Annotated in this window: 20 protein-coding genes and 1 tRNA gene; 19 read left to right on the top strand and 2 right to left on the bottom strand. The window is 34.1% G+C overall.

The features are described from left to right. Window positions 1–39: 39 nt before the first annotated feature. From lepB to ACP5P5_RS00115, 8 genes are all read left to right on the top strand, one after another. Window positions 40–1,575, top strand: coding sequence for a signal peptidase I (gene lepB / locus ACP5P5_RS00150; protein ID WP_428284094.1), 1,536 nt, complete (start codon window positions 40–42; stop codon window positions 1,573–1,575). A gap of 86 nt (window positions 1,576–1,661) precedes the next feature. Further along, window positions 1,662–2,144 (top strand): cytidine deaminase, encoded by a 483-nt coding sequence (locus ACP5P5_RS00145; protein WP_428284093.1) that lies wholly within the window; start codon window positions 1,662–1,664, stop codon window positions 2,142–2,144. Window positions 2,145–2,459: 315 nt separating this feature from the next. After that, window positions 2,460–3,755 (top strand): aminopeptidase P N-terminal domain-containing protein, encoded by a 1,296-nt coding sequence (locus ACP5P5_RS00140; protein WP_428284092.1) that lies wholly within the window; start codon window positions 2,460–2,462, stop codon window positions 3,753–3,755. 23 nt (window positions 3,756–3,778) lie between these two features. After that, window positions 3,779–4,549, top strand: coding sequence for a CDP-alcohol phosphatidyltransferase family protein (locus ACP5P5_RS00135; protein ID WP_428284091.1), 771 nt, complete (start codon window positions 3,779–3,781; stop codon window positions 4,547–4,549). Next, window positions 4,546–4,800: a phosphoribosylformylglycinamidine synthase subunit PurS gene (gene purS, locus ACP5P5_RS00130; RefSeq protein WP_111294044.1), complete on the top strand. Its 255-nt coding sequence runs from the start codon at window positions 4,546–4,548 to the stop codon at window positions 4,798–4,800. Before ACP5P5_RS00135 ends, purS begins: the two co-directional genes overlap by 4 nt. A 13-nt stretch (window positions 4,801–4,813) precedes the next feature. Beyond that, entirely contained in the window at window positions 4,814–5,521 is a 708-nt protein-coding gene (rsmI, locus tag ACP5P5_RS00125; protein WP_428284090.1) for a 16S rRNA (cytidine(1402)-2'-O)-methyltransferase, read from the top strand. A 27-nt stretch (window positions 5,522–5,548) separates the two neighbouring features. After that, entirely contained in the window at window positions 5,549–6,001 is a 453-nt protein-coding gene (locus tag ACP5P5_RS00120; RefSeq protein WP_428284089.1) for a PepSY-like domain-containing protein, read from the top strand. A 124-nt stretch (window positions 6,002–6,125) separates the two neighbouring features. Further along, window positions 6,126–8,069: a M1 family metallopeptidase gene (locus tag ACP5P5_RS00115; RefSeq protein ID WP_428284088.1), complete on the top strand. Its 1,944-nt coding sequence runs from the start codon at window positions 6,126–6,128 to the stop codon at window positions 8,067–8,069. Window positions 8,070–8,121: 52 nt separating this feature from the next. Here the strand turns inward: ACP5P5_RS00115 and rsmG are convergent, their stop codons facing one another. Continuing rightward, a complete protein-coding gene (gene rsmG / locus ACP5P5_RS00110) occupies window positions 8,122–8,757 on the bottom strand; it encodes a 16S rRNA (guanine(527)-N(7))-methyltransferase RsmG (RefSeq protein ID WP_428284087.1) in 636 nt (211 codons plus the stop codon). A 25-nt stretch (window positions 8,758–8,782) separates the two neighbouring features. Then, window positions 8,783–9,913: a glycosyltransferase gene (locus tag ACP5P5_RS00105; protein WP_428284086.1), complete on the bottom strand. Its 1,131-nt coding sequence runs from the start codon at window positions 9,911–9,913 to the stop codon at window positions 8,783–8,785. Between the two features lie 142 nt (window positions 9,914–10,055). Between ACP5P5_RS00105 and tgt the strand changes: the two genes are divergently transcribed. The 11 genes from tgt (at window position 10,056) to ACP5P5_RS00050 (ending at window position 22,499) form a co-directional block, all read left to right on the top strand. Beyond that, window positions 10,056–11,195, top strand: coding sequence for a tRNA guanosine(34) transglycosylase Tgt (gene tgt, locus ACP5P5_RS00100; RefSeq protein WP_428284085.1), 1,140 nt, complete (start codon window positions 10,056–10,058; stop codon window positions 11,193–11,195). Window positions 11,196–11,590: 395 nt separating this feature from the next. After that, on the top strand, window positions 11,591–12,694 hold the full coding sequence (locus ACP5P5_RS00095) for an LptF/LptG family permease (protein WP_428284084.1): 1,104 nt from the start codon (window positions 11,591–11,593) through the stop codon (window positions 12,692–12,694). Window positions 12,695–12,919: 225 nt separating this feature from the next. Next, complete coding sequence (locus tag ACP5P5_RS00090) at window positions 12,920–14,242, top strand: citrate (Si)-synthase, eukaryotic (RefSeq protein WP_428284083.1); 1,323 nt, start codon at window positions 12,920–12,922, stop codon at window positions 14,240–14,242. 131 nt (window positions 14,243–14,373) lie between these two features. Then, a complete protein-coding gene (locus ACP5P5_RS00085; RefSeq protein WP_428284082.1) occupies window positions 14,374–14,790 on the top strand; it encodes an EamA family transporter in 417 nt (138 codons plus the stop codon). A 60-nt stretch (window positions 14,791–14,850) separates the two neighbouring features. Continuing rightward, window positions 14,851–14,924 (top strand) — tRNA-Ala (locus tag ACP5P5_RS00080). Between the two features lie 241 nt (window positions 14,925–15,165). Beyond that, complete coding sequence (locus ACP5P5_RS00075) at window positions 15,166–16,260, top strand: sensor histidine kinase (protein ID WP_428284081.1); 1,095 nt, start codon at window positions 15,166–15,168, stop codon at window positions 16,258–16,260. Further along, window positions 16,253–17,293, top strand: a complete 1,041-nt coding sequence (locus ACP5P5_RS00070; RefSeq protein WP_428284080.1) for a sensor histidine kinase — start codon at window positions 16,253–16,255, stop codon at window positions 17,291–17,293. Before ACP5P5_RS00075 ends, ACP5P5_RS00070 begins: the two co-directional genes overlap by 8 nt. A 52-nt stretch (window positions 17,294–17,345) precedes the next feature. Next, on the top strand, window positions 17,346–18,122 hold the full coding sequence (locus ACP5P5_RS00065) for a LytR/AlgR family response regulator transcription factor (RefSeq protein WP_428284079.1): 777 nt from the start codon (window positions 17,346–17,348) through the stop codon (window positions 18,120–18,122). A 115-nt stretch (window positions 18,123–18,237) separates the two neighbouring features. Then, window positions 18,238–20,892, top strand: coding sequence for an MGH1-like glycoside hydrolase domain-containing protein (locus tag ACP5P5_RS00060; protein ID WP_428284078.1), 2,655 nt, complete (start codon window positions 18,238–18,240; stop codon window positions 20,890–20,892). Window positions 20,893–21,294: 402 nt separating this feature from the next. Then, the gene (locus tag ACP5P5_RS00055) at window positions 21,295–21,750 is read left to right on the top strand and encodes a hypothetical protein (RefSeq protein ID WP_428284077.1); all 456 of its coding nucleotides are present in this window, start codon (window positions 21,295–21,297) and stop codon (window positions 21,748–21,750) included. Further along, a complete protein-coding gene (locus tag ACP5P5_RS00050; RefSeq protein WP_428284076.1) occupies window positions 21,705–22,499 on the top strand; it encodes a sensor histidine kinase in 795 nt (264 codons plus the stop codon). Before ACP5P5_RS00055 ends, ACP5P5_RS00050 begins: the two co-directional genes overlap by 46 nt. Window positions 22,500–22,609 lie beyond the last annotated feature (110 nt).

Below are 22,609 nucleotides of genomic sequence, written 5' to 3'. Positions count from 1 at the left end.
AAAAACAAAAGAAAATTTAGCTTTATTTAAAACTTACGTATGGGTATAGCACTTTTCATTATTGGTATTATTGGTTGGCACATTGGAATGTATGGCATGTTTCAAAAAGCTGGAATAGAAGCTTGGAAAGCATTTATTCCATTTTACAATACTTGGCTAATTGTAGAAAAATGTAATATAAAAAAATGGTGGTTTTGGTTGCAATTCATTCCTATTGCAGGGCAATTCATTACAATTTGGATAACCATTATTTTTACTATGCATTTTGGTAGGTTTAATTTAATTGAACACACCTTAGTTGTATTCCTACCATTTATTTATTTTCCTTATTTAGGTTTTTCGGCTAATGCAAAGTGGGGTGGTGAAAAAGTTGTAAAGCAATATAAAAAATCAGCTGCACGTGAATGGATTGACGCTGCCGTATTTGCTATAGTAGCGGCAACTATTATTCGCACTTTTATTTTTGAAGCTTACGTAATTCCAACGGGAAGTATGGAAAAAACATTAATGGTGCATGACTTTTTGTTTGTAAACAAAATGGCATATGGGCCTCGTATTCCTGAAACACCTTTATCATTTCCTTTTGTACATAATACCATGCCATTAAGTGAAACAACTCCTTCATACTTAACCTGGATTAAATTAAAATATATGCGTTTGCCGGGTTATGAACCAATTAAAAGGAATGATGTGGTTGTATTCAATTTCCCGGAAGGTGATACAATTATTAATTTACCGGGTTATGGTTCCGCACAACCTTACTACGATTTTGTTCGGAGGCAAGGGCGAGAGGCTGTTTGGCAACAATTTGGTGATAATATTATTGTCCATCCAATGGATAAAACAGATAATTATATTAAACGTTGTGTCGGTATGCCTGGTGATACCATTCAAGTAAAAGAAAGTATTCTTTACGTAAACGGTAAAAGAGCATTTCAACCCACTCATTCTCAAACCACTTATGTTGTAAAAACCAATGGCCATCCCCTCGATTTCGATATTTTGAAATCTCAGTACAATATCGATGTTCGCAACGACGAAAAATCCGAACAATTGCACGAAGATTTACAAAATATGTTCCGCCAAAGTGGTGCGTATTACATGCCCTTAACGCACGATGATGCTACTAGTTTACGCAAAGTACCCAACGTTGTTTCTGTTGAACGCTTTGTTATTCCCTTCGATTCATCTGAAGCAACTTATAGTATTTTCCCCTATCAGCTTTCTTTGGGTTGGGGTGTTGATAATTATGGACCTATTTACATTCCTAAAAAAGGAGCTACAGTTACACTAACCGCCAATAATATTGCTTTTTACAGGCGTTTAATTCGCGTATATGAACATCATTCCTTAGAAGAAAAGGATGGAACATTTATTATTGATGGCAAACCTGAAACACAATACACCTTCCATTACAATTACTACTGGATGATGGGTGATAACAGGCATAATAGCCAAGATAGCCGTTTTTGGGGGTTTGTACCCGAACCCAATATCGTGGGAAAAGCCTCACTCATTTGGTTTAGTTGGGATAATGGTCCAAGATGGAAACGAATATTTAAATGGATAAATTAGTTATCTTTATTTTTACTTTGTTATATCCTTGTATTTAATACAAGGATTTTTTATTGGTAATAATTGCTTGACTAAAATTGTATTACATGCACAAAAAGCACATTGAATTTACCTTTCAGGTTTATGATGATATCAATGAATTACCTGAATCCGATGCCAAATTAGTAGAAAAAGCAAGACATAATACTGCTTTAGCATATGCACCTTATTCAAAGTTTCGAGTTTCGGCAGCTGCTTTATTAAGCAATGGTGAAATAGTTACGGGAACCAATCAGGAAAATGCCAGTTATCCCGTAAGTATTTGTGCTGAAAGAAGTTTGTTGGCTTCTGCTGCAGCGTTATTCCCTGAAGCATACATTACTACAATGGCAATTACTTATGATACGGAAAGAAATAATAGCCAACAACCTATTTCACCATGTGGTATGTGTCGGCAGGCTATAATAGAGCACCAAAGTCGTTATGGTCATACCATGCGTTTAATTTTAGCTGCCCAATCGGGTGAGATTATTGTTGTAGAAAATGCAACAAATTTATTGCCTTTAGCATTTTCCAATAAGGCTATGTAAAAAAGGAACCCCCGAGGAATCGGGGGTTCGAGAAATATTTTGAAAAATTAACATTATGAAACTCAAATGTATGGCTATAAACTAACAGTTTCATGTTATCTATTGCCGTTTTATTACAATTTAATCGGTTTTAAATGGTTATTTATTTTGGGTATGCTTCTTAGTTTGTTTTTAATATCATAATAATCTTTAAAATTAAATTAGTTTTCTATTTGTTTTTATTCGTATGCGTCATGGTAAATAACTGTTAATGCCTTTCATAAATTATAATAGTATTCGCTTGAATGAATTATCTTTCCATTTTAAATTTTGCATATGAAAAATTTGCCTTTACCTGCCGATTTGTTTACTGAAAACAGGCATCGTTTTATAAAAGCCATGGAACCCAATAGTATTGCTATTTTTGTTAGCAATGATGCATTTCCTGTTAATGGTGATGCTTTACATCCCTTTAAACAAAATAGCGATTTGTATTGGTTAAGCGGTATAACTCAGGAAGATAGCATGGTCATTCTTTATCCGGATAATCCTGAAAAAAAATTTAGAGAAGTTTTGGTTTTAGTAAGACCCAATGAACTAAAAGAAAAATGGGATGGAAAAAGACTGCGCATTTCAGAAGCACAGGCTATTTCTGGTATTGAAACCATTATATGGTTAGATAGCATAGAAGCTTTGTTACAGGGATGGATACATTGTGTTGATACAATTTATCTCGATTCAAATGAAAACGACAGAAAAGCATCACTGATTCGTACGAATGAATACAGGTTTATTGATGAAATGAAAGCGCGTTATCCTTTACACGAATATAAAAGGGCAGCCAAAATATTAAAACAATTACGAAGTATAAAAACCAAAGCCGAAGTAGCAGTTATTCAAAAAGCCATCGATATTACGGAAAATACTTTTCGGCATCTTTTACAATTCATTAAACCCGGTGTTACAGAATATGAAATTGAAGCAGAAATTTACAAATTTTTTTTAAGTCAACGTGCTGAAGGGCCTGCATACCACAGCATTATAGCCAGTGGTGATAATGCCAGAACGTTACATTACATTTTCAACAATCAGGAATGTAAAGACGGCGACCTTGTTTTAATGGATTTTGGCGCAGAATATGGTGGTTATTGCGCCGATTTAACCAGAACAGTTCCTGTAAATGGTAAATTTACAAAACGACAAAAAGAAGTGTACAATGCTTGTTTACACTTACATAATTATGCAAAATCAATTTTAAAACCCGGTATATTATTATCCGATTACCATAACAAAGTAGGGGAAGAGGCAACTAAACAATTTTTAAAAATTGGTTTATTGAACAAAGCTGATGTTAAAAACGAAGACAAAAATAATCCAGCCTATCGCAAATACTTGTATCATGGCATTTCCCATCATTTAGGGATTGACGTACACGATTTGGGTAATCGACTTCAGCCCGTAACTGCGGGTATGGTATTTACCGTTGAACCCGGTATTTACATTGAAGAAGAAAAAATGGGTGTGCGCATTGAGAATAATGTTTGGATTACCAAAAATGGTAATACCGATTTAATGAAAAATATTCCCATTACGGTAGAAGAAATTGAAAAATTAATGCAACATAAAAAATAAAACCAACTTATTATAACCCTGTTATGCACAAACAAATTCCCAACATTTTTACGCTGTTAAATTTGTTTTTTGGTTGTATTGCCATCGTTGTAATATTACAACCCGGTTTAATGTTAAGTGTTGATGACACAGGTCAACAAACCATAGAAATTCCACAAAAAATATTTTGGGCAAGTGTTTGTATTGGCATAGCCGCTGTAATTGATTTTTTAGATGGATTAGTGGCTCGTGCATTAAAGGCCACTTCTGAATTAGGCAAACAATTGGATTCACTTTGTGATTTGGTTAGCTTTGGTGTTGCACCAGGAATGATTTTTTATGAGTTTTTACGCAGGGCTTACGCAGGACAACCTAATGGATTAGATGTATCAGTTTTATGGTTACTGCCTGCTTTCTTAATTCCTTGTGCGGGTGCTTTTCGTTTAGCTCGCTTTAATGTAGATGATACACAAACACATCATTTTAAGGGCGTACCTATTCCTGCTGTCGGATTATGTGTTGCTTCTTTCCCTTTAATTTATTGGTTTTCTAACAAGGCATGGTTAATTGAGCTAATGGTAAACAAGTGGTTTTTGTATGCCGCAATCATTATTTTGAGTTATTTAATGGTTGCTAAGTTGCCTATGATGGCATTGAAATTTAAAAAATTGGAATTTAAAAAATTATGGCCATTCCTAATATTGGCACTAATTGCTGTTATTATTGCACTATTTTTAGGGTGGATGTCCGTACCGGTAACTTTTATAGCTTATGTAGTTTTATCTTTGCTTTTAAAACAAAGCATCACATCATGACGACCTACCACGTGCAAATTAAAGTAATGCCATTAAAAGATTTATTAGATCCGCAAGGAAAAGCAGTATTAGGCGGTTTACACAACTTGGGTTTAAATGGCATTTCCGATGTAAGAATTGGTAAACATATAACACTTCAAATTGAGGCCGAATCTGAATTAAGCGCTAAAACTAAGGCAGAAGAAGCCTGCAAAAAATTATTAGCCAACCCTGTTATGGAATTTTATGAAATTGAAATGGTGCAGGGTTAATTAAGTATTTGTAATGGCGGAAGTACAACAATCAACAAACCAGCAAAAGGTTAGCTTATATTTAGTTCCTACACCTGTAGGTAATTTAAAAGACATTACTTTTCGTGCCATAGAAGTTTTACAAAGTGCCGATGTTATTTTGTGTGAAGACACACGTACTTCAGCCCGCTTATTACAACATTACCAAATTCAAAAACCTGTTTCGCCTTACCATCAACATAACGAACATAAAATAGTTCCCCATTTAATTTCGCAAATGCAGTCGGGTAAAGTATTTGCATTAATAACCGATGCAGGTACACCTGGTATTTCCGATCCGGCATTCTTGTTAGTAAGAGCTTGTGTACAAAACAATATCAATGTACTTTGTTTACCCGGCGCAACTGCTTTTGTTCCTGCATTGGTAGTAAGTGGTTTACCTGCTCATCGCTTTGCATTTGAAGGGTTTTTGCCACCCAAAAAAGGCAGACATACCTTATTAACAAAATTGGCGCAGGAAGAACGGACCATAATTTTATATGAGAGCCCTATGCGGCTACAAAAAACATTATTGGAATTAATGAATTATTTCGGTGAATCGCGAAATTGTTCAGTGAGTCGTGAAATATCTAAAATGTTTGAAACACACATACGCGGCTCATTACTTGAAGTGTATAACTATTTCCAAGCGCATGGTGTTAAAGGTGAAATAGTGCTGGTAATTGAAGGTAAAACTGACTAATTTCTTAATATGAAAAATAAATACGGTATGAAAATAAAAAGAGTTATCGTTGCATTCTTTATTCTTTTCTTTGGCTTTATTATATCCTCTCAAGCTCAATTAAGAAAAATTCCTTCTGAAGTAACAGCTGCATTTGCTAATCAATTCCCTAAAGCAGCCCAGGTTAGTTGGAAAGATAACCTTACCAATTTTCAGGCAAATTTTCAAAATGGCGATACGGTAATGCAAGTGAAGTATAACAACAAGGGCCAATGGCTAGAAACCATTAGCAAAATGCCTTATGATCAATTGAACGATGCGATAAAGGATGGTTTCGATAAAAGTAAATTTAACGATTGGGAAATTTTGTTGGTACAAAAAATTACTTCACTCAATAATGAAGTATTGTATCGGATTGAAGTTCGCAAAAACGCATTTCGCAAAACTTATTTGTATTTTAATACCAAAGGGCAACTACAAAAGGATGCGCCTGCTTTATAAAGCAAATTCAACTGCATAAATAAAATATTTATTTTACCTTGCTATATTTTGTTAAGCAGTATTAGCAAGGCATATTCAATACTGTTGTGATTTATAAATAATATAATTTTAAAATTGTTTGCACATGATGAAGAAAATATCAATTTTATTATTGATGGGATTTTTGGCAACATCAATGCTTTTTGCCCAGCCTGAAAGATGGCAACAACACATTGCTTATCAAATGGATGTAAACATGGATGTTGCAACGAATCGATTTACAGGTATTGAGAAAATTGTTTATACCAACAATTCGCCGGATACTTTGCATCGCGTTTTTTTTCACTTATACTGGAATGCCTTTCAGCCTAACAGCAGTATGGATGTTAGAAGCCGTGAGTTAGGAAAAATAGCCACTCGCCAAGATAGAAATGGTAACCCCATTCCCGATTGGGATAGCCGTGTAAAAGATAGGATTAGCAAATTGCAACCTAACGAAATAGGCTACGATAGTGTTACAAGTATAATAATGAATGGTGTTGAACAAAAAGTGATATATCACGAAACCATTTTAGAAGTTCCTTTATCAACACCAATTTTACCAAACAGCAAGACCAATTTTAAAGTTTCTTTTAAAGCACAGGTTCCTATACAAATTAGGCGAAGCGGCCGTGATAATGCAGAAGGAGTACGGTATAGTATGAGCCAATGGTATCCTAAAATGGTTGAGTATGATTATGAAGGTTGGAATGCTAATCCATACATAGCTAGAGAGTTTTACGGTGTTTGGGGAAACTTCGATGTAAAAATTACAATTGATAAACATTATATGGTTGCAGCAACCGGCATATTGCAAAAGCCTAATGAAATAGGATTTGGCTATGAAGCTCCCGGTGTTAAAGTACCAGAACATAAAGGTAATACAATTACATGGAATTTTATTGGAAATAACGTGCACGACTTTGTGTGGGCCGCTGATCCGGATTATAAGCATTTATCAAAAAAAGTAAGACCCGGTTTAGTATTAAATGTGTTTTATAAAGCAGGTGATGCACATACAGACAGTGCTTGGAATAATGTGTTATGGAGTGCTGAAAAAGTATTGCCTTACATGGAAAAACGCTTTGGTCCTTATCCTTATCCACAATATTCCTTTATTCAAGGCGGTGATGGGGGGATGGAGTATGCCATGGCTACTTTAATTAAAGGGCCCAGTTTAGGTACCGTTTTTCACGAGTGGATGCATAGTTGGTACCAACAAATTTTAGGTACCAACGAAAGCTTATATCCTTGGATGGATGAAGGGTTTACCTCATATGCCGAAGCGGAAGTAATGGCTTGGTATAATGAAAACTACGCACAACAATCGCCCTACACCAATATACCTGTTAAGAATTATTTGAAAAATAAGGTTATTGAAGATGCTTATAAGCTGCCCAAAAATCAATATGAAAACTATGCCGGTTATTTTGCATTAGCTCGTAGTCCTTATGAAGAGCCCATGAGTACACATGCTGATCACTTCAACACCAATTTTGGCTACTCCTTAGCCGCCTATAATAAAGGCGCGGTGTTTTTAGAACAATTAGGCTACATTATTAGTGATAGCCTACGAAACAAAGTTTTACTAGCTTATTATAATACTTGGAAATTTAAACATCCTAATGCCAATGATTTTATTCGTATTGCAGAAAAAGTAAGCAATATTGAATTGGAATGGTATAAGGAATATTGGATCTATTCAATTAAAACCATTGATTATGGAATTGGTAATATTGATTTGGTAAATGGCAAACCTCAAATTACTTTAAAACGTATTGGCAAAATGCCTATGCCCATTGATGTGTTGATTACATATAAAGATGGCACTTCTGAAATGCATTATATACCTATGAATTTAATGTATGGTATAAAACCCGCTGAAGATAATACACCGCGTATAGTTCATCAAGAATGGAAATGGACCGACCCGGAATATAATTTCACCATTAATAGAAATATTGGCGATATCCGCTCCATTGAAATTGATCCTTCACAGCGTATGGCCGATGTTAATAGAAGTAATAATAAGTTGGTAATTCCCAATTAATAATTGGCAATGAATGATTCTGAAAAGATAAGAGGCATCTATTTAGTGCCTCTTATCTTTTAACGTAAACAATAAACTTTTCTTCAAAATATGGTTCCGGAAAAATATCATGAATACTATACAATGTGGGTCGGGTTAAACTTGCCGAAATTTCTTCATGCAAATCACCTCCCTTTAAGCAGATTAACCCATTGGCTAATATATCTTCCGATGCATGGGGTGTTGATTTTTTTAACAATGGTTTGCTCCATTGCCATAAATCTTTTAAAGGTGCTACAGCACGGCTAATAGCATAATCAAATTTTCTATCCTTAATTTGTTCTACTCGTGTATGTTGTGTAGTAACATTGGTTATACCTGCCGACTCGCAAACAGCATTAACCACAGTAAGTTTTTTGGCAATGCTATCCACTAAATGAAACTGTACTTCAGGAAAAAAAATTGCTAATGGTATACCCGGGAAACCGCCACCGCAGCCAATATCAATAATTTCCTGTCCGGGTTGAAAGGATGTAATGGCCGCGATGCTTAATGAATGAAGTACATGATGCAAGTAAATACTATCAATATCTTTTCTGGATATGACATTAATTTTCTCATTCCATTCTTTATACAATCCTGCCAAAGCATTGAATTGTTGAAGTTGTTTATCCGAAAAATCATCAAAATATTTTAGTATTTCCTGCATGTAGTAAAGTTAATAGCACCAAAGCTTAGTTCCATGTTTTTTTAGGCTTTTTCCATAAAGCAGGGAAAAACAATATGTAATAAAAAAACATCCAAATATCGAATAGCCAAAATAGTGGAATCAAGTCAGATTCATTTAATTTTTTCATGCCCTTATAATAAATGATTCCTTGAATTAACCATCTAAAAGCAAAAACTAGCAATGGCAACCACCAATTAAAAAATATTATGCTTGCGGCCAATAGTGGGTATATCCAAAAAAAACTAAAGGTGTATAAGCCCAACCAAAACTTATGCTTAAATTTATAATATTTTGAAGTGGAATAGTGGCGGTTTTTTTGCTTCATCCAATCATGCCAAGTTTGTTTGGGCTCACTTAAGGTAAATGCCTCCGGATCAATTACAACAGCAGTGTTGTATTTGTTAGCCACTTTGTTAATGAATAAATCATCATCACCACCGGGTATTTGATTCATGGATGAAAAACCTTTGTTGCGTATAAACACATCGCGTTTATAACTTAAGTTTCTACCCACGCCCATGTAAGGCATTCCTGCTAAAGCATAAGAAAAATATTGAATGGCAGTATGAAACGTTTCAAAGCGAATAATTTTATTTAGAAAGCCCGGTTTTTTATGATAAGCACCATAACCTAATACTATTTCAGTGTTGGGGTTATAAGCTTCCTGCATTTTCTTAATCCATAGCTCGCTGGCGGGAACACAGTCGGCATCAGTTAATAACAAATATTCGAACTTGGCGCTTTTAATACCCATTGACAATGGAAACTTTTTTCCGGCAATTAATTTAGCCTCTTGTGTTAATTCAATATGATGAATGTTGGGGAATACGCCTTTCAATTCTTCTAATACATATTTCGATTCATCGGTTGAATTGTCATTCACAACAATTACTTCATGCGTTGCAGGATATTCTTGCACCAATATACCCGGTAAGTTTTTTACCAAATTTGCTGCTTCATCACGGGCACAAACAATAACTGATAGTGGTTTAAGTGCCTCATCATAATAGTCCTTTGGTTTATAAAATGCTGTTTTGCTAAATAAAAATAAGTAATACAATATTTGAATGCCAATGCATACACAGAAAGCAACAAAAATATATAATGCAAAGGGATAGGGTAAAGGTATTGTCATTCTGCAAAAATAATTGACAACACTACTTGTAGGCACTGGCTATTCATATTGTGGATAACAATTGCGCAACCTATTGCTTTTTTGCAAACATGTTCATACTAATAGCACACCAAAAGCACCATACACTTATTTTTGCAAACTTATGCCAGCTTTACAATTTAGTATTCAGCAAGTAGATAGTGCCAGTGCAGCAAGGGCAGGTACTATAGTTACCGATCATGGAACCATTCAAACTCCCATTTTTATGCCGGTGGGTACAGTAGGTTCAGTAAAAGCAGTTACCCAACAGCAATTAAATGCAGATGTTAAGGCGCAAATAATTTTGGGAAATACTTACCATTTATACTTACGTCCCGGTATTGAAATTTTAAATAAGGCAGGGGGTTTACATCAATTCATGGGATGGCATAAACCTATATTAACCGACAGTGGCGGCTACCAAGTATTTTCATTGGCATCGCAAAGAAAAATTAAGGAAGAGGGGGTAACCTTTCAATCCCATATTGATGGCAGTAGGCATTTGTTTACACCCGAAAATGTTATGGATATTGAGCGAAATATAGGTGCGGATATTATTATGGCCTTTGATGAATGCCCACCTTATCCCTCAGAGTATCAATATGCCAAAAATAGTATGGAGCTAACCCATCGTTGGTTGGATAGATGTATAGCTCATTTAAAAGAAACGCCCGATTTATATGGATACACACAAAATTTATTTCCCATAGTGCAAGGTGGAACTTATAAAGATTTAAGAACTGCTTCAGCTCAATATATTGCTGATAAAAATGCTGCTGGTAATGCAATTGGCGGGTTATCGGTAGGAGAGCCGGAGGCAATGATGTACGATTTTACAGCCCTTTGTTGTGAATTTTTGCCTGTTAAAAAGCCTCGTTATTTAATGGGAGTAGGCACCCCATGGAATATATTAGAAAGTATTGCCTTGGGTGTTGATATGTTTGATTGTGTTATGCCTACCCGAAACGGACGTAACGGTATGCTATTTACTTCAAAAGGAGTAATCAATATCAAGAACAAAAAATGGGCAACCGATTTCTCGGTAATAGATGATGGCTATACTTCCAGCATTAGCAACTATTATACAAAAGCCTACTTAAGGCATTTATTTGCAGCCGATGAAATTTTGGCTTTGCAAATAGCCAGCCTGCATAATCTTTCTTTCTATTTGTGGTTAGTTGCCGAGGCACGCAATCAAATTTTAAACGAAAATTTTTATGCATGGAAGCAAGAAATGGTGCCTGTACTAAAACAACGCTTGTAATTCAATGAGTTTATGAAGGATAACCGCAATAATTTAAAAAATATACATATAATTTTTATGTCGAAAATGTGTATAATACAATAGTTGTTCATCAGTTATCCACCATTCGGTTTTTTGGTTTACTTTTTAAAAAATTAAAATTAGCTTTACGTTACTTACTAATCTGTTACCTGTGAAATACGTTCCCCCTACATCCATTTTAATGGATGTTTTTTTATGGTTTAAATGGCGTTGAACCATCTTTAACAGGTTTCTGCTTAATTCATGTACTATCTCAATTATATTTGCAACGGTTTATTTAGGATTTTTAACCGGAAAATTTGTTGTTGCTACAATGTGCCCATCAATCTTTCCATTGCCTAAATCACACTCATTAATAAGGACGCATAACAAATATGAAAAAATTAGACTGGTATATCATTAATAAATTTTTATCTACCTTCTTTTTTTCCATATTTCTATTTACCGTAATTGCTGTAGTAGTTGATATTAGTGAAAAAGCCGACGATTTTGCCAAATCGGGTTTAACTGCCCGGGAAATTGTTACGCAATATTATTTTGGTTTCGTACCCTATATTTTGGCTTTGTTATTTCCTTTATTCATATTTATTGCTGTTATATTTTTTACTTCTAAAATGGCCGGCAGAAGTGAAATTGTTGCCATTTTAGCCAGTGGCACTACTTATAACCGCTGGTTACGACCTTATTGGATGGCGGGTATTTTATTGGCTTTAATGCTTTTGGCAGCCAATTTATACATCGTTCCAAAAGCCAATGTAATACGGGGAAATTTTGAAGCAAAGTATTTAGATCCCAATTCTTCCTACGAAAACCTTACCAAAAGCAGAAACGGCAGCGGTAGCGATTTTTATATGAAGGTAGATACCTTTACGTATGCCGGAATTTATAATTATGATACAGTGAGTAAGCGCGGCGGGCCGGTTTTTTTAGATGAAATTCGTAATAATCAGTTAATTAAAAATACACGTGCCGAAGGTATTTCGTGGGATACATTAACCAAACAATGGAAATTGGAATATGTTGTTCAGCGTGTTTTACTGCCCTTGGGCGAAAATGTGCAGTTAATTCCGGCTTTATATAAAAATTTGAACTTTACACCATTTGATATACGCCAAGATAAATACACGAAAGATAAACTTACCTCACCTGAATTGGCTCGTTTTATCAAATTACAGGAACTGCGCGGTGCCGAGGGATTAAATGAACTAAAAGTGGAAGCCGGAAGGCGATACGCAACGCCTATAACTGTTATTTTACTTACCTTAATCGGTGCTATTGTTGCCGGCAGAAAGGTAAGGGGCGGCAGTGGTTTGCATTTGGCGGTGGGTTTTGTTATCGCCGCGCTCTTCATTATTACCGATAAATTTTCAACTATTTTTTCAACTAAGGGCAATTTGCCTCCTTCCATTGCTCCATGGATTCCCAATTTCCTATTTTTATTTGTGGTTATTTACTTGTATAAAAAGGCCCCCAAATAACCCATTCACTATCATTAATTTCTTGTTATAAAAGTTGTAACATTTCTATAATTCATTTGTTACAACTGTTAAGTTCATTTACCTTTATAGCCGCTAATTGTTATATGTAGCCTGCAAACATTTTGCACTCCATTTTTCAATCAGTTAAGCTAAGCCGCCAGCTCTTTACTTACATACCTCAAAAAAGGCAATAAATACAATTATTCGAACATAAAATTTAGCACTATGGGAATTATTAAAGAAAGGTTTAAATTAAAAGCCGATGCAGCCAATGCAGAAATAAAAGATTTATTAAAAGAACATGGTAATAAAAAAATTGGAGAAGTAACACTAGCTCAAATTTATCAGGGAATGCGGGGCATTACCGGTTTAGTTTCTGAAACCAGTTTGTTAGATGCGCAAGAAGGCATTCGTTTTCGCGGATATTCTATTCCTGAATTACAAAAAAGTTTACCAACTGCTATTCCTAACGGTGAACCTTTACCCGAAGGTTTATTTTATTTAATGTTAATTGGTGAATTGCCAACTGAAGAAGATGTACATCATGTTACCAATGTTTGGCAACGTAGAAGCCATGTGCCTACACATGTGTTCAAAGCCATTGATGCATTACCCATTTCAACACATCCTATGACGATGTTTGTAGTTGGTGTAATGGCTTTGCAAACAGAAAGCGATTTTGCCCGTGAATACGCAAAAGGCATTAGCAAAAAAGATTATTGGAATCCTACTTATGATGATGTAATGGATTTGATAGCGCGCCTACCACGCATAGCCGCTTACATCTATCGTCGTAAATATAAAAATAACGACCACATACAACCTGATGGTTTATTAGATTGGGCAGGTAATTTGGCGCATATGATGGGCTTTGAAGATGAAAGTTTTAAAGAATTAATGCGTTTATACATGACTATACATGCAGACCATGAAGGCGGTAATGTAAGTGCGCATGCTACACACCTAGTAGGAAGTGCATTAAGCGATCCCTACTTAAGTTATGCCGCGGGTATGAATGGGTTAGCTGGCCCTTTACACGGTTTAGCTAATCAGGAAGTAATTAAATGGATTTTTGAGATGCAGAAAGAATTGGGAACTGATAATCCCTCAAAAGAACAAATTGAGGATTATGTGAAAAAAACCATTGCAGCCGGTAAGGTTGTTCCAGGTTACGGACACGCAGTGCTGCGCAAAACAGACCCTCGTTTTACTGCACAAATGGAATTTGGCAAAAAACATATGGCTGACGATAAATTGGTGAACACCGTTTGGAAAATTTATGAAACTGTGCCTCCAATTTTACAATCATTAGGTAAAATAAAAAATCCATGGCCCAATGTAGATGCACACAGTGGTGCATTGTTAGTACATTATGGGTTGGTTGAATATGAATTTTACACTGTATTATTTGCTGTTAGTCGTGCATTGGGTGTATTAGCCAACTTATGTTGGGATAGAGCTTTAGGTTTCCCCATTGAGCGTCCGAAAAGTGTTACCACTTCAGCTGTAAAACGTTGGTTAAATGGGGAAGATGAAATTTGGGAATAAGTAACATTAGCAAACAGTGGTTTAAAATTTTTTACACATAGTTTTGCAATCAACTTAATTTTAACCTGTAAGCTCAAAAATTTTTGCTTACGGGTTTTTTTATATATTTATTTCAACAAAATGCTTATCTAATGTGGTGGATTTATGCTTTGTTTTCAGCTTTGTTTGCGGCCTTAACAGCCATTTTTGCTAAAAAGGGAATCAGCCATATTGATAGTGATTTGGCTACTGCAATTCGAACTTCTTTTATTTTATTATTAACATGGGGAATTGCTATTTTTAAAGGAAATATACAAGGAAGTGTTTTAGTATTAACACGTCAAAATTGGTTTTTTTTAATTTTGTCTGCCATAGCAACTGGGTTGTCCTGGTTATTTTATTTTAAAGCTTTACAGCTAGGAAGTGTAGCGCAAGTGGCTCCGGTTGATAAAGCCAGTGTAGCAATTGCCATTATATTATCCGTTGTTTTTTTGGGTGAAGTAGTTACTTTAAAAATGGCCATTGGCGCTTTGCTTATCCTCATCGGTACACTGGTATTAATAATTTGAGGAAGAAAAATTTTGTGCAACAAGCATCAGGCTATACATTTGCAATCCTAAAAGTAAAATGGGGAATTAGCTCAGCTGGCTAGAGCGCTTGCATGGCATGCAAGAGGTCACCGGTTCGACTCCGGTATTCTCCACTGAAAATCCCGCAATATTGCGGGATTTTTTAATTAGTACCTGTTGTTAATTGCAGGTAGAACCAATCATTATAACATTTTTCATCTGTAATTTAAAGGCATTCTTCCTATATTTTAGTTTATTTGGAAGTATATTGGCATTCATGTAAATTTTTTAATGCATTTTAACACCATGAAATCATTGCTTAATTAGCAAAAGCTTTATACAATAGTATGTTTCCTGAGTTTATAAATAATTGAAATGTTGCAAAGTAAAATTGAAATAAAAGTTGTAAAAAAGATTACCGGCAGTGTACACTTTTGGTTGCCAATTAGTGGCATTGTATTCTTTTTCCTTTTTTTGGCATCTCTAGCATTTATAAATACAGGAAGTTTTAGGCCTTTATTAGATTTTCAGAGCATTATACACGAAGGTTTTTTTCTGTTGATTGATATGATAACCTCCATGTACTTTGTATATTATTCCATACAACTTTTCAATAAAAAATTTTCCTCCAATACATTATCAATAAAACGATATGCTATAGAAATACCTGTGGTTTTTTTAGGTGGCTTTGCATTAAAAAGCATTTTTTATTTTCTATTCGTGAAATTAATTGTGATACCTGAAGCGAATGTTGACTCTCTTGAAATGCGCCTAAGAAACTTACTGGCCATGACGCATACTTATTTAATGCTCACCTATGTTGTAATTACCGGATTCAATTCTTTTAAAAGTATGGAACAACGAAAAACACAGGTAAGCAGGCTTGAAAAAGAATATGCACAATCGCGTTTTGAGGCTTTGCAAAACCAGTTGAATCCTCACTTTTTATTTAATAGCCTTAGCATTTTAAGTTCATTAGTACAAATAAATGCCGATATAGCTGAGCAATTCATTGAAAAATTATCGAAAACATATCGCTACTTGCTTGACCAAAGGGAAAAAGAATGGGTTCCATTGAAGGATGAAATTGTTTTTTTAAAAAATTATATTTTTTTAATTCAACAGCGCTATGCCGATAAGCTTTTTGTAGATATTAATGTGCACCATGATGAGTTAACATCATATTTAATTATACCCAACACTTTTTTGGTAATTATAGAATATATTATCAATAAAACAAGTATGTCGGTTCTAAATCCTTTACACATTGTTGTTTCGGTTGCCGATAAGAAAGTACTTTTTTCTTATACCGGTCAGGTAAAAGAAATATCGGGTAGTGGTGTCTTGCAACCATTTCAGCAATTAGAAAATAGATATGCACAGGTAAACAAAAAAATTGAATTATATACAAATACAAATACGTTTGAAAATTTCATAGCCATTCCATTGATAAAAAATAACAATGAGTAAACTCTTTAAAAATACTGGTAAATTTCCATTACTACGATTTAGCCTGGTAGTAATGATAGTATATACGGTGTACCCTTTGCTATTTGCCTATTTAGGTAATGAAACCAGCTTGGTTAACTTATTTAAAGATTTAGCCTATACCTGGGGTATTGGAATATTTTTTACGTTTTTTATTGTTTATCTCGTAAAGTATAGTGAAGTCTATTTTCATAAGGTAGGCCCAATTCGGTATTGGTTAGAATGGTTATTTGTTTGTATTGTTTCTTATTATTTCATCCTCATTATTTATAAGTTTCGTTTAAGTAAACCCATTAGCACTGCGGAATTATTGGATATGGTTTATTTTCGTTTATATCTGGTTGAGAATATTTTAGGCGTATCATTTATATACTTATTAAATAGGGCTTTTTATTTTTATCAATCTGCTTTAGAAAAAGCAGCTTTCGCCGAGAAGCTACAAAAAGAATATGCTGAAATGCGTTTGCAGGTTTTAAAGAGTCAAATTAACCCGCATTTCTTGTTTAATAGCTTAAGTGTATTATCGAATTTGGTACATGTTGATAAAGACGCATCTGAAAAGTTTATTCTTCAATTATCAAAGGCATATCGATATATATTAGATCAAAAAAATGAAGAATGGGTTTCGCTTGAGAAGGAATTAGCATTTTTAGATACTTATTTCTATTTATTGCAAATTCGGTTTAATAAAAAAGTTTGTTTAAATATGGACATACAGGTTAATGCCGATGAATGGCTAATACCGGCATTAACATTGCAACTACTGGTTGAAAATGTTGTGAAGCACAATAGTATGTCAACTACACATCCTTTATGTATTGATGTTACGGCAATGAACAACAAAATAATTGTTCGTAATAGTATTAATAAACGTGAACACACTGAAAAATCTACAGGTATTGGTTTACAGAATATTGCTCGTAGGGTAGCTTATAGAACAACCAGCAAAGTGGAAATAGAAAAAAACGATCAATTCTTCTCTATATCAGTGCCTTTAATTGCCAAGTTAAACTAGCTTGAAATATTATTAAAAATGTAATTAAAATAACTTGTAAAAAATTAATATTATGAAAGTAGTTATTGTTGAAGATGAGTTTTTAACTGCTCAGCGTTTAGATGGTATGCTAAACAAATATGATAGTACAATTGAAGTACAAGCCATTTTACCTTCTGTAGCTGATGCAGTACAATGGTTTAAAGAAAATCAGGGAACTGATTTAATTTTTATGGATATACATCTAGAGGATGGGCAATGCTTTCAGATATTTGAAACAATTAATCTGGAAATACCCATCATATTTACTACTGCTTATGATGAGTATATGATAAAGGCATTTAAAGTAAACAGTATCGACTATTTAATGAAGCCAATTAACTTTGAAGAGCTAGTACAAGCTATTGAAAAATTTAAAAAATTGCATTCTCCGGTTTATAATGAAGATGAGAACTGGCCAACGGAAGGCTTGCAACAGTTAATGCATTCATTGCAACCGGGTACTTCTTCCTATAAATCAAGGTTTTTAATTTCTTTGGGTTCACGTTTAAAAACGGTTGAAACAGCTGATATTCAATATTTTTATAGTGCCGATAAAATTACCTTTTTAGTTACTGCTGATAATCAACGTTATCCCCTTGAATTTAGCTTAGATAAACTATGTGCATTATTAAACCCTGCTGAGTTTTTTAGAATCAATCGGCAAACCATTGTTAAATTAAATGCTATATCGGCAATACATGTTTTCCCCAAGGGAAAATTAAAAGTGGATATACAGCCTGCATTTAAAGACGAATTATTTGTAAGTCTTGATAGGGTAACAGAGTTTAAAGAATGGTTGGGTAAATAAATAGTAGTTTTCTATGTGTTATTTTTTGTTAAAATGTAAAATATGCCAACATTTTTTACACAAATCTTTAATTAATCTGTTATTCTATACATTGCAGTATTAATTTGCTGATGTTATGACCGCAGAAGAAAAAAGATTAAAAGAAAATAGTACAAAAAAAGTTCCATTAGAACAATGGGGGCCTTATTTATCAGAACGGCAATGGGGTACTGTTAGGGAAGATTATAGTGCCAATGGCGATGCATGGAATTATTTCCCTTTTCATCACGCATCATCACGGGCATATCGTTGGGGTGAAGATGGTTTGTGTGGTATATCTGATTTTTTCGGTAATCTCTGCTTTAGTGTTACTTTATGGAATGGGAAGGATACCATTTTAAAAGAAAGATTATTTGGTGTAGGCAATTCCGATGGCAATCATGGTGAAGATGTAAAAGAGCTTTATTATTATTTAGATAATTTGCCTACTCATTTTTATATGCAAATGTTGTACAAATATCCGCAACAAGCATTTCCCTATGAACAAATTATTGCTGAAAATAAAAAACGAAGCAAATTTGAACCCGAATACGAAATATTAGATACCGGTATTTTCGACAACAATGAATATTTTGATGTATTAGTTACATATGCCAAATTAAATAAAAAAGATATAGGCATTAAAATTGAAATTACCAATCGCTTTTCAAAAGCGGCACCCATAACAGTATTGCCAACCATTTGGTTTTTTAATCGATGGCAATCAAAAATTACCGATGAAAAACCGGTAATAAAAACAATAAATCGGCCGGGTGTTGTTAAAGCAATGCATGAAAGATTAGGCAACTATTATTTCTATTATCCTGAAACCAATTTGCAGCTTTTTACAGAAAATGAAACCAATACTGAAAAATTATTCGGTATTCCTAACGCTACCCCATTTGTGAAAGATGCTTTTCATGATGCTATCATTCATAATAAAAATAAAGTTTTATTTTCCGGACAAAAATCAGGTACCAAATTTGCGCCGGTTTATGAGTACATGATTCAACCGGGCGAGACCAAAGTATTATATTTACGTATCTCATCTACATTGCTTCAACACAATCCTTTCGGATATAATTTCGAAGAACTTTTTATTAATAGAAAAGAGGAAGCTGATGAATTTTACAATAATATTTTGCCCAAAAATATATCTACAGAATTAAAAAATATTCAGCGTCAGGCATTAGCCGGACTTTTGTGGAGTAAACAATTTTATTATTATGATGTTGAACGCTGGTTGCAGGAAAGTGATGGAATTACAGCACTCTCGTGGCAACGCACTCATGGGCGAAATAGTGAATGGCAGCATTTAAAAAATCAAGATATTATTTTAATGCCTGATAAGTGGGAATACCCATGGTATGCTGCTTGGGATTTGGCTTTCCATTGTGTTTCAATGGCTTTGGTAGATATCAATTTTGCTAAGCACCAACTCACTTTAATAATGCGCGAATGGTACATGAAACCCGATGGTCAACTACCGGCATATGAATGGCATTTTAGTGATGTAAACCCACCGGTACAAGCTTGGAGTGCATTACAAATTTATAATATTGAAAAAGAAAAAAACGGAAAGGGTGATATCCGTTTTTTGAAAAAAGTGTTCAACAAACTTATTATCAATTTTACTTGGTGGATTAATCGAAAAGACCCTCAAGGGAATAACATGTTTGAAGGAGGTTTCTTGGGCTTAGATAACATTGGAGTATTCAATAGGAGTATTCAAATTAATAATCAGGCTCAGTTAGAGCAAGCAGATGGCACTAGTTGGATGGGTATGTATGCTTTAAATTTAATGGATATTGCCATTGAAATTGCCATGCAGGACGACGCTTTTGAAGATAGTGCTACTAAATTTTTTGAGCACTTTATTTTAATTGCGGAAGCATTGAACCAGTTAGGCATGTGGAATGAAGAAGATGAATTTTATTACGATAAATTGGGGTTGGCCGGAGGAGAAACCATTCAATTACGCATACAATCTATTGTTGGCCTTACCTCTTTATTTGCCGTTTCTGTAATTGATAAAAAAGTTTTGAAAAAATTACAAGATTTTGATAAACGAATTAGTTGGTATAAACAATATCGATTAAAAAACAACAAATTTTGGCCTAATGAAGAAAAAACAGACCAAGATAAAATTTTAATATCCTTATTGCCCAAGGATAGATTGGTTGGGTTATTAAAACACCTGCTTAGTGAAACTGAATTTTTATCGGATGGAGGTATTCGTGCTTTATCTAAGTATCACGAAAAAAATCCCTATTCTGTTACTATTGATGGTGTACTATATTCTATACAATATGATCCGGGCGACTCTACTTCCGATTTTTTTGGAGGCAATAGTAATTGGAGAGGCCCGGTTTGGATGCCTATTAATTATTTAATTATTAAAAGCATTCAAAAATTTGGTGAATTTTACGACGGTTCTTTAAAAGTTGAATACCCCACTGGATCCGGTAAGTTTATTGAATTAACCGAAGTGGCTGATGAGTTGGAAAAAAGAGTAATTCGCCTATTTACTTTAAATGAAAAAAACGAAATTAAATTATATGGTAAGTATAATTGGTTTTATCAGCAGCCTGAAAATAGACATTTACTTCAGTTTTATGAGTATTTTCATGGTGATACCGGCCATGGGTTAGGTGCAAGCCATCAAACGGGATGGACGAGTCTCATTGCTCAACTTATCTTTGAAAGGGCACAACTGAAGGGGGAAATATTTAACAGCAAAATCGATGAATAAAAAAAGAGGGAGGCCACAATCCTTCCCTCTCTTATCCCCAATCAAAAACCAAAAAAATATAAAGCTGTGGTTGGTTTAGAATTATAGTGCGAACATAATTTAAAGCATGCATTCAAAAAAACGTATTTCTACGTAGTGAAATCACTTATTTTTACATATATCATTCTATAAATGGTCGGAACTTTAGTCTATATCGAGCTTTTACTGTTACTGGCAGGGATTTATTATTTGTTTCTGAAATTCAAACATTTTAACCTTCCCGGTCTAATTTTCTTTAAAATACTGTATGTTTTAACATTTTTTACCGAAATTTTAGGTAAAATAACTGCCCAACATCATATTCATAATGAGTATATTTATAATGTATTTGTCGCTATTGAGTTTGTTTTACTGGTTATTATTATGGAAAAAAACATTCCGGCAAAGTTACAATGGCATAAATGGTCTAAAATTGGCATTTTCATTTTTTTTGCATTGTACTTAGCTGAAATTTTATACCATAAGGGTATTATGGATTCATTTGTGTTTTTTAGCCATACATTTATTTCATTCTATTTTATAGTAATAGGATTTGTGTACTATTATCGCCTTATTCATTTTGAAATTGCTGTACAGTCCAAAAACGATTACGTGTTTTGGCTGGTAACCGGTATATTTCTGTATCAGTTTGCCAGTTTTTTCATTAATTTATTTTTTTCCTATATTGTTCAATTATATTTATCTGACCATGCCAATTGGGGCATATCGGTTATTACCATATTAAGGGTGTTATTCAATGTGTTTTTTTATAGCGCCTGGCTTTATGCTTTTATATGCAAGTATCGGGAAACTATATCATCTTCATCATTTTATGTTTAACGGCCGTTTTTTTATTGGTGGCTTTTTACATTGTAGTTCAGGTTATTAATTATGCCCGTAAAAAGAAAAAATATGAAGAAGAGAAAAAAGAAATGAACCAATTGTTTGAAGAACAACTCGTTCAAACCAAGTTAGAAGTGCAGGAACAAACCTTGCAAAATTTTGCTGCGGATTTACATGATAATATCGGACAATTGTTAAGCTTAACCAATGTAACCCTTGCTTCCGTAAATGTAAATGATGCTGCTAAAACTGCTTCAAAAATTTCATCTGCACAAGAATTAATTAAACGAGCCATTAAAGAAATTCGAATCTTGGCCAAGTTGCACCAAGGAGAAAGTTTAATGGAAAATGGTTTATCGGATGCCATTTCGCAGGAAGTACAATGGTTTCAGCGCAATGCTTATTTTAAGGTTGAATTTAAAAATAATTTGCCCGATAACTTTACGCTTTCCCATCCTTATGCCAACTTATTTGTTTACCGTTTATTACAAGAGTGTTTAAGTAACATTGTTAGGCATGCCGACGCAACCGAAATTTTTATATTTTTAGGAGTAAAAGACGATTACTTTACAATGGAAATTAGTGATAACGGTAAGGGCTTTCGGTATAATGAATCCAATTTTCAATCGAATGGAATGGGAATTAATAATATGCAAAAACGTATTCAATTATTGAGTGGTACCATGCGTATTGTTACTGCCGAAAAAAAAGGAACCCGAATTTTGTTTAATATACCTTGTAACTGATGGAAAGCGAAATTATTAGAATTGCTTTAGTTGATGACCACGCTTTATTTAGAAGTGGTATTGCTGCTTTATTGAAAGAATTTGATGATTTAATGATTGTTTTTGAAGCA

The organism is Hydrotalea sp. (assembly GCF_049968455.1).
In the GTDB taxonomy this organism is placed as follows: domain Bacteria; phylum Bacteroidota; class Bacteroidia; order Chitinophagales; family Chitinophagaceae; genus Hydrotalea.
The sequence above is the reverse complement of the archived record's forward strand: the minus strand, read 5'-3'. Positions and strand labels throughout refer to the sequence as shown.

Bases quoted from the DNA above. Each gene is read 5' to 3' on its own strand.
- ACP5P5_RS00145 (WP_428284093.1), top strand. From the start codon at position 1,662: ATGCACAAAAAGCACATTGAATTTACCTTTCAGGTTTATGATGATATC.
- rsmG (WP_428284087.1), bottom strand. From the start codon at position 8,757: ATGCAGGAAATACTAAAATATTTTGATGATTTTTCGGATAAACAACTT.
- ACP5P5_RS00050 (WP_428284076.1), top strand. From the start codon at position 21,705: ATGCAAGTATCGGGAAACTATATCATCTTCATCATTTTATGTTTAACG.
- purS (WP_111294044.1), top strand. From the start codon at position 4,546: ATGACGACCTACCACGTGCAAATTAAAGTAATGCCATTAAAAGATTTA.
- ACP5P5_RS00140 (WP_428284092.1), top strand. From the start codon at position 2,460: ATGAAAAATTTGCCTTTACCTGCCGATTTGTTTACTGAAAACAGGCAT.
- ACP5P5_RS00115 (WP_428284088.1), top strand. From the start codon at position 6,126: ATGATGAAGAAAATATCAATTTTATTATTGATGGGATTTTTGGCAACA.
- rsmI (WP_428284090.1), top strand. From the start codon at position 4,814: ATGGCGGAAGTACAACAATCAACAAACCAGCAAAAGGTTAGCTTATAT.
- ACP5P5_RS00065 (WP_428284079.1), top strand. From the start codon at position 17,346: ATGAAAGTAGTTATTGTTGAAGATGAGTTTTTAACTGCTCAGCGTTTA.
- ACP5P5_RS00055 (WP_428284077.1), top strand. From the start codon at position 21,295: ATGGAAAAAAACATTCCGGCAAAGTTACAATGGCATAAATGGTCTAAA.
- ACP5P5_RS00135 (WP_428284091.1), top strand. From the start codon at position 3,779: ATGCACAAACAAATTCCCAACATTTTTACGCTGTTAAATTTGTTTTTT.
- ACP5P5_RS00085 (WP_428284082.1), top strand. From the start codon at position 14,374: ATGTGGTGGATTTATGCTTTGTTTTCAGCTTTGTTTGCGGCCTTAACA.
- ACP5P5_RS00075 (WP_428284081.1), top strand. From the start codon at position 15,166: ATGTTGCAAAGTAAAATTGAAATAAAAGTTGTAAAAAAGATTACCGGC.
- ACP5P5_RS00120 (WP_428284089.1), top strand. From the start codon at position 5,549: ATGAAAATAAAAAGAGTTATCGTTGCATTCTTTATTCTTTTCTTTGGC.
- ACP5P5_RS00095 (WP_428284084.1), top strand. From the start codon at position 11,591: ATGAAAAAATTAGACTGGTATATCATTAATAAATTTTTATCTACCTTC.
- ACP5P5_RS00090 (WP_428284083.1), top strand. From the start codon at position 12,920: ATGGGAATTATTAAAGAAAGGTTTAAATTAAAAGCCGATGCAGCCAAT.
- ACP5P5_RS00105 (WP_428284086.1), bottom strand. From the start codon at position 9,913: ATGACAATACCTTTACCCTATCCCTTTGCATTATATATTTTTGTTGCT.
- ACP5P5_RS00060 (WP_428284078.1), top strand. From the start codon at position 18,238: ATGACCGCAGAAGAAAAAAGATTAAAAGAAAATAGTACAAAAAAAGTT.
- lepB (WP_428284094.1), top strand. From the start codon at position 40: ATGGGTATAGCACTTTTCATTATTGGTATTATTGGTTGGCACATTGGA.
- tgt (WP_428284085.1), top strand. From the start codon at position 10,056: ATGCCAGCTTTACAATTTAGTATTCAGCAAGTAGATAGTGCCAGTGCA.
- ACP5P5_RS00070 (WP_428284080.1), top strand. From the start codon at position 16,253: ATGAGTAAACTCTTTAAAAATACTGGTAAATTTCCATTACTACGATTT.